The 7,303-nt window shown below is 59.2% G+C and carries 7 protein-coding genes; 6 read left to right on the forward strand and 1 reads right to left on the reverse strand.

Going from position 1 to position 7,303, the window contains the following annotated elements; genetic code table 11:
* Window positions 1-192: hypothetical protein (locus tag DXD39_RS10270; protein WP_233541059.1), on the reverse strand; the 192-nt coding region annotated here is incomplete at its 3' end.
* Here DXD39_RS10270 and acpS point away from each other — a divergent pair.
* Genes acpS through tsaD form a run of 6 tightly spaced genes read left to right on the forward strand, consistent with a single transcriptional unit; the run spans window position 191 to window position 7,014 of the window.
* Window positions 191-730 (forward strand): holo-ACP synthase, encoded by a 540-nt coding sequence (gene acpS / locus DXD39_RS00005; RefSeq protein ID WP_117802761.1) that lies wholly within the window; start codon window positions 191-193, stop codon window positions 728-730. The two genes, DXD39_RS10270 and acpS, sit on opposite strands and share 2 nt — an antisense overlap.
* On the forward strand, window positions 731-2,347 hold the full coding sequence (locus DXD39_RS00010; RefSeq protein ID WP_082222952.1) for an NAD(P)H-hydrate dehydratase: 1,617 nt from the start codon (window positions 731-733) through the stop codon (window positions 2,345-2,347).
* Between the two features lie 2 nt (window positions 2,348-2,349).
* Window positions 2,350-3,495 carry an alanine racemase gene (gene alr / locus DXD39_RS00015; RefSeq protein ID WP_117759402.1) on the forward strand — a complete coding sequence of 382 codons (1,146 nt, stop codon included), beginning with the start codon at window positions 2,350-2,352 and terminating at the stop codon, window positions 3,493-3,495.
* An 8-nt stretch (window positions 3,496-3,503) separates the two neighbouring features.
* Window positions 3,504-4,124 (forward strand): uracil-DNA glycosylase, encoded by a 621-nt coding sequence (locus tag DXD39_RS00020; RefSeq protein ID WP_089573671.1) that lies wholly within the window; start codon window positions 3,504-3,506, stop codon window positions 4,122-4,124.
* Window positions 4,125-4,136: 12 nt separating this feature from the next.
* Window positions 4,137-4,643: a tRNA (adenosine(37)-N6)-threonylcarbamoyltransferase complex ATPase subunit type 1 TsaE gene (tsaE, locus tag DXD39_RS00025; protein WP_006235849.1), complete on the forward strand. Its 507-nt coding sequence runs from the start codon at window positions 4,137-4,139 to the stop codon at window positions 4,641-4,643.
* Window positions 4,630-7,014, forward strand: a complete 2,385-nt coding sequence (gene tsaD / locus DXD39_RS00030) for a tRNA (adenosine(37)-N6)-threonylcarbamoyltransferase complex transferase subunit TsaD (protein ID WP_117802762.1) — start codon at window positions 4,630-4,632, stop codon at window positions 7,012-7,014. The genes tsaE and tsaD overlap by 14 nt, the downstream gene beginning before the upstream one ends.
* The last annotated feature ends 289 nt before the right edge of the window (window positions 7,015-7,303 follow it).

A 7,303-nucleotide genomic window follows, 5' to 3' on the forward strand; every position in this document is an offset into this window, starting at 1 on the left:
AGGGCGCCGCTGACCGGTGGACGGCACCGAGCCGTCATCGAGATTGAAGAAGGGGGAGGCCTCGCGGCCTCCCCCTTTTTTGCGTTTACGGGCTTTTGTCTCACATAGTAGCTGTGTTTTATAACCCTCGTTTGTCGCATCTTCTGTGAACGGGCTACAATAACTTAGTCTGTGCGATATGGAGGTGAACATGGCTGAAGCTGGTATCGGCGTTGATATCGTCGAGATTTCCCGCATGAAATCAATTCTTGAAAAGACGCCGTCGTTTGCTCGGCGTGTGTTTACCGAAGAAGAGCGTGCGTATTGTGATGCATCATCGCGTCCCGCTGCTCACTATGCCAGCCGCTTTGCTTCGCGCGAGGCGGTACTTAAAGCTCTCGGCACGGGTTTTAGTCAAGGCGTTGGTCGCAAGGATGTTTCGGTTACGCGTGATAAACTCGGCAAACCGAAGGCGCTGCTTTCGGGCCGTGCTCTCGAGATCGCTCAAGAACTGGGTGTTGTTGAGGTCGCTCTTTCCATTACGCTTACGGGAGACTTGGCCGTTGCGAATGCCATCGCGATTACCGAAGATGCTCGGCCTAAGCCAAAAGAGGAAAAGGTGAGTACCAAGAAACGCGTTGCGCAGACATTTAAAGAGGCTCGCTCTGTATTAGATGAGCTCGAGCAGCTGCAGAATTCAGCATTGGCGGAGCACCTGGGCGATGCTTCGCAAGATACGCTAGGAGCATAGATGAAACCGGTTTTGAGTACCGAAGAAGTCGTTCGTCTCGAGGATATCATCGAACGCGAAGGGACTTCGAAGGCCGAGCTTATGGAGCTAGCGGGTGAGTTTGCCGCTAACGAGGTCTTGAAGCTCAATCCCGATCGGGTTCTCGTTTTGGTCGGTTTTGGTAATAATGGCGGCGACGGTTGGGTTGCCGCCGATATCCTGAGCCATAAGGGTGTGGACGTGGATATCGTTTCTCCGGTTGAACCGGATGAGATTCCTGCTGCTCTGGCACGTCATGTTGCTCGTCGTACTGCCGGCCGCGATGTGCACGTTTGCGTCGGCCCCTCGCGTGATGAACTCGAGGTTTTGATCGATAAGGCCGATGTTGTTGTCGATGCCATTTTTGGTACCGGTTTTCACGGGAATCTGCGTGCGCCGTTCTCCATCTGGATTCCTACGGTCAATGAATGCGCCGATTGTGTCGTATCCATTGATGTCCCCTCGGGCCTGAATGCCGAGACGGGCGTTGTTGATGACGACTGCATTCGTGCCGAGCATACGGTGACGATGATTGCGCCCAAGATTGGTTTGTATAGCGCTGATGGCCCTGAGTATGCTGGCGATTTGATCTGCGGCAATCTTTACGACCGTCTTGATGAGGTCATCGATGATGTCGACCACGCCGCCGAGATTGTCGAGCCCGGTGACTTAGTTGATTACTTTGCTCCACTACCTACGAATATCGATAAGTATTCCCGTGGCTCTGTGCTTATTGTCGCCGGATCTGCGCAATATCCTGGTGCTGCCATTATGGCGGCCAAGTCTGCAGCTCGCGCGGGTGCTGGTTACGTGGCAGTTGCGGCTCCTGACGCCTGCGCCAATCTTATTCGCATGGCACTTCCTTCGATTCCCGTCTTTGCTATTCCGTCTGATTCCCGCGGCTCCTTTGGCGCCGCTGCGCGCATGACGGTGTGCGAGATCGCAAAGAAGTACAGCTGCGTGCTGTGCGGTCCCGGTATGACGACGTCTGCCGGCGCTATGCAGGTGGTTTCGGGCTTGCTCGAGCTTGATGTACCGCTAATTTTGGACGCCGATGCACTCAACTGCCTTGCTAAGATTGCCATTGACGGTATTGATAGTAACCCCGAGATGTATCGCCGCGAGCAGCCGTTGGTTATGACGCCGCACTATCGTGAGCTTTCGCGCCTGGTTGCCGGTGACGAGGTGAACGACCTTGGTACCGCGATTGCGGCCGCGCAGAAGGTTGTCTGGGCTGCAGGCTCCGACAATCTGGTGGTCATTGCCAAGGGGCCGACGACGGCTATCTGTGGCGTTGAGCGTGTGCTGCTGCCGCTCTCGGGTCCGGCTTCTCTGGCAACTGCCGGTTCTGGTGATGTTCTCGCGGGTATTTTGGCCGGCACGCTTGCCACCATGCGCGACGAGATGGATCGTTGGGAGCTGCTGTATTCGTACGCCGTCGCACTTCACAGCTACGCCGGTTTTGCTGCGGCGACGGAGTATGGTGAGAAGAGCGTTATCGCGACCGATCTTATCGACTTGATCGGTCCTGCCATGGAGCTGGCGGCAAAGGATGCGCTCGAAGATCTGGGAATCATGGACGAAGGGTCGGATGACTAATCATGAATAAAGCCGATTTGACGCGCTGGTCCTGGGTCGAGATCGACCGCGGGGCGCTCCGTCGCAACACGAGGGCCTATAAGAACTTGCTGAATCCACGTCAGCGCCTGTGCTGCGTGGTCAAGGCCGATGCTTATGGTCATGGAGCTGTTGAGTGCGCCAAGATCATGTATTCGGCCGGTGCCGACATGTTTGCCGTGGCGACGGTTAACGAGGGCGTTGAGCTCCGACAGGGCGGGATTACGAAACCCATCCTCATCCTAAGCGAGCCGCCTATCGAGGCCATTCCGACGTTGCTCGAGTTTGATATCATGCCCTCGGTCTATACGTCTGACTTTGCTCTTGCGTATGGCGAATGTGCCGTCGCGGCGGGCAAAGTGGGCAAGTACCATCTTGCCATCGAGACGGGCATGAATCGTATCGGCGTTCACTACACGCAGGTGCTCGACTTTGTCCGCGGTATAAATTTCCATCGCGGTATTCAGTGCGACGGCGTATTTACGCACTTCGCCACGGCCGATGAACCTTCGGGCTGGGACTACAAGCTGCAGTGCCAGCGTTTTACCGAGGCCGTTCAGGCCATTAAGGACGCAGGTTTTGAATGCGGTATCGTGCATTGTGCCAATACGCCATCCTCGATGCTCGATTCTTCAATGCACTTTGACATGATTCGTGCCGGCATCGGTTTGTATGGTCTGCAGCCATGTGAGCTGAGTGGTCGCGTGATGCAGCTTGATCCCGTCATGAGCGTCCACGCGCGTGTGACGCGCGTGGCACACCCTGCGATGGGCGAGGGCGTGGGCTACGGCTTTACCTACCGCGTACCGCGCACGCGCGTTCAGATCTGCACCCTTCCGATCGGTTATGCCGATGGCCTTTCGCGTACGCTTTCCAATCGTATGGACGTGCTGTATCGCGGCGAGCGTGTGCGTCAGGTGGGCAATATCTGCATGGATCAGTTTATGGTCGCCATTCAGTCCAACCCGGCGCATGAGATTCCCGAGGCCGAGTATGGTGACGAGATGATCATTGTCGGCCGCGATGGAGATGCCGAGATTACCATGGACGAGATGGCGCGCCTACGCGGCACGATTAACTACGAGGTCGCTTGCGGCTTTGGTATGCGTCTCGACAAGGTCTACGTGTAGGAGCCGCTATGGGCGTCATGCACATCCCCGGCCATAGCCATCAGGCGCCGCGTGAGGTCGCACTCGAGGAGATCGAGGCCGTTCTGGGCGATTGTCACCTTTGCCAGCTTTACCAGTCGCGCCATAACATCGTGTTTGGCGTGGGAAACCCCCATGCTCGCGTGATGTTTATTGGCGAGGCGCCGGGCCGCAATGAGGATTTGCAGGGCGAGCCCTTTGTGGGGGCGGCAGGCGAGGACCTCAACGGCATTTTGTCGCTGGCGGGGCTCAAACGCGAAGACGTCTACATTGCCAACGTGCTTAAGTGCCGCCCGCCGGGAAACCGCAATCCGCGTCCCGAGGAAGTGCTGGCTTGCTCGCCGTTTTTGCGTGAGCAGATTCGAAGCATCTGGCCCGATATTATCGTGACGCTCGGCAACCCCGCGACGCACTTTGTGCTCAAGACCGAGATTGGCATTACTAAGCTGCGCGGCAGGTTCCACCAGATGGGGCATTTTGTGGTAATGCCCACGTTCCATCCGGCAGCAGCGCTGCGCAATCCGGCGTGGCAGGAGCTGCTGGAGGAAGACTTTAAGATGCTGGGCGACTATCTGGAGCGACATCCCGCGCCAGAGGACGCCTCGGAATAATAAGGAGCATGTATGTCCCTGGAGCGCCTGGGGGTAGGTACTTACAAAACGACTTGCGCTGCCGATACAGAGTACTTTGGCGAGCTAATTGCACCGTGCCTTGAGGACGGCGATGTGCTCATCCTGACCGGTGGCCTGGGAGTGGGCAAAACTCACTTTACCAAGGGCGTCTCGCGCGGGTTGGGCGATGGGCATATGGTTACGAGCCCTACGTTTGCGCTCATGGCCGTTCACGATCAAGGTCGTATTCCGCTGTTTCACTTTGATCTATACCGCCTGGAGCATGCCTACGAGCTCGAGGATACGGGCATTTTCGATGTGCTGGGCTATGAGGGTGCTTGCCTGCTGGAATGGGGCGAACAATTCCAGGACGAGCTGACGGATGAGTATCTTTCGGTGACGCTCAAGCGTGATGAGGGCGACAGCGATGTGCGAACGATAACGCTCGAGGCGCACGGTGACCGCGCAATGGAGCTTTCCCATTTGATTGATAAGGCTGTACAAGATGAGCTTGCATAACGACAACGCGCTGGTGGTGGCGCTCGATACCTCGACCGACATGCTTGCCTGCGCGGCAAGCTGGATTGATGGGCAGACGGGCGAGACGAAGCTCGTGAGTGGCGACCACATGTGTCGCCGTCACGCCAACGTTGAGCTCGTGAATACCGTTGATGGCGTGCTGGCTCAAGCCGGTCTGGATCGCAGCGATGTTGGTTGCTATGTGGTCGGCCGCGGCCCGGGGTCCTTTACGGGTGTGCGCATCGGCATCTCCACTGCCAAGGGCCTCGCGCGTGGTGCCAATGTTCCGCTGCTGGGCGTGTCGACGCTCGACGCTTGCGCTTGGACGGCGTGGAAGGCTGGCGTGCGCGGCAAGCTTGGTATCTTGGCCGATGCTATGCGCGGTGAGGTATATCCGGCGCTGTATATGCTGGTCGATGAGGGCCCCGAGCGTCAATTTGAGCGCGAACACGTGGTCAAGGCCGCCGTGGCGCTCGATGAGTGGCGCCAAGCAGCGGACTGGGGCCAGGTTCAGCTGACCGGTGACGGTCTCGTGCGCTATGGCAAGCTGCTGGGTGAGGACGAGGCCGCCCGCTGCGTGGAGCGCGACCTGTGGTGGCCTTCGGGCGAGGGCTTGCTGCTCGCGCACGCTGCGGGTGACGGCGATCCGGCCCGCGTCCTGCCGATTTACACGCGCCTTTCGGATGCCGAGGAAAACGAGCGCAAGCGTCTTGGTCTTGCCGAGAGTGCGCACAGCGAAATTACGGGCGTTGCCGATGAGCTCGCCGGTCGTCATCTGCAGTTCCGTCCCATGGGCGCGGCGGATGCCGAGGGCGCGAGCGCGCTAGAGGCTGCCTGCTTTGAAGGTGCCGGACACGAGGCGTGGACGCCGGGCATGTTCCTGTCCGAACTGGGCGAGGACGTCGCTGCGCCGCGTAGTTGGTGGGTGGCACACGACGACGGCAAGCTGCTGGGCCTTGCCGGCGGTATGGTCGTGGACGGTGATGTGCAGATTCTGGATGTCGCCGTCGACCCGGCACATCGCCGTGAGGGCATTGCCCGCAAGCTGCTGTCGCATGTGAGCTATGATGCCCAGATGCTCGGCTGCACCACGGCTTCGCTCGAGGTCGAGGACGACAACAAGGGAGCGATCGCGCTTTATAACGCTCTGGGCTTTACCGAGGCAGGATGGCGCCGCGGCTATTATGGTGCCGGCAAGGATGCCATCGTCATGACGGCTCCGCTGCCCCTGGTGCTTCCGGTCGACAATGCCTCGCCCGAGCCGACGGCGGCAGAGCAGCGCGTATGGCCGCTGCCTGCGCCTAGGCGCTCCGAGGGGGAGCGTGCCGAAATTGAGCGCCGCCGCCTAGTGCTTGCCATCGAGAGTTCCTGCGACGAGACGGCGGTGGCGATTATCGATGCGGATGGCAATATGCTGGCCAACCAGGTGTCGACGCAGATCGATTTCCATGCCCGTTTTGGCGGCGTGGTGCCCGAGATCGCCTCGCGCAAGCACGTTGAGGTCATCGTGAGCGTCGTGGACGCGGCGCTCGAGGACGCCGCAGCGTCGCTGGGCCTTACGGGCGGAGCCATTGCGCCAAGTGAGCTTGCCGCTGTGGGCGTGACGCAAGGTCCTGGCCTGGTGGGTGCCCTGGTGGTGGGTGTCGCCTTTGCCAAGGGCTTTGCGTATGCTGCTGGCAAACCGCTGGTGTGCGTCAATCATCTGGAGGGCCACCTGTTTGCCAACCTGTTGGCGCAGCCCGACCTCAAGCCCCCGTTTATCTTTACGCTCGTTTCGGGCGGGCACACCATGCTCGTGCACGTAAAGGCATGGGGCGACTATGAAGTGCTTGGCGAGACGCTCGACGACGCCGTGGGCGAAGCCTTCGACAAGGTGGCAAAGGCACTGGGTCTTGGCTATCCCGGAGGCCCCATCATCTCCAAGCTGGCCGAGACGGGCAACCCCCGCGCGATCGATTTTCCTCGCGCGCTTAACAGCAGGGGAGACTATCGTTTCTCGCTTTCGGGTCTTAAAACGGCCGTGACGCTCTACATCGAGCAGGAGACCAAGGCCGGGCGCACGATTCACCTGCCCGATCTGGCGGCTTCGTTTGAGGCAGCCGTCTTTGACGTTCAGTACAAGAAGGCCAAAAACGCCCTGCATGCCACCGGATGCAAGGAATACTGCATCGGCGGCGGCGTCTCGGCTAATCCGCATCTGCGCGAGATGATGATCAAGAAGCTTGGGCGTCAGGGGATCCGCGTAACGGTGCCACCGCTTTCGGCGTGCACCGACAACGCCGCCATGATCGCAGAGGTTGCTCGCCGTAAATTCGACCGAGGAGAAATCTCGCCGTTCGACGTCGATGCCGATCCGAACATGACGCTGTAGTCGCAAAGGTGCGATCCCCGGCGCTGCCCGGGCGCCAACGGCCGCATATGAACTTTCCTGCTCTACAGTCCTGCTCACGACGGAGGCCACATTAAGTGGCCTCCTGTTCGTGCGGAACTCGCGATAAAGTTCATATGCGGCCGTTGGCGCCCGGGCAGCGCCGGGGACCTTTCTGTATCGATATAGCTTCTGAGCTGGATCGGCGTCGACAACGTCCAGCAAGGTTAACAAGCCAGCGTCGAATTTCCGGCGTGCTTTAGCTGAAAGAAAAGATGGCATGCGGAGCTTT

The organism is Collinsella sp. TM04-29 (genome assembly GCF_003466565.1).
In the GTDB taxonomy this organism is placed as follows: Bacteria; Actinomycetota; Coriobacteriia; order Coriobacteriales; family Coriobacteriaceae; genus Collinsella.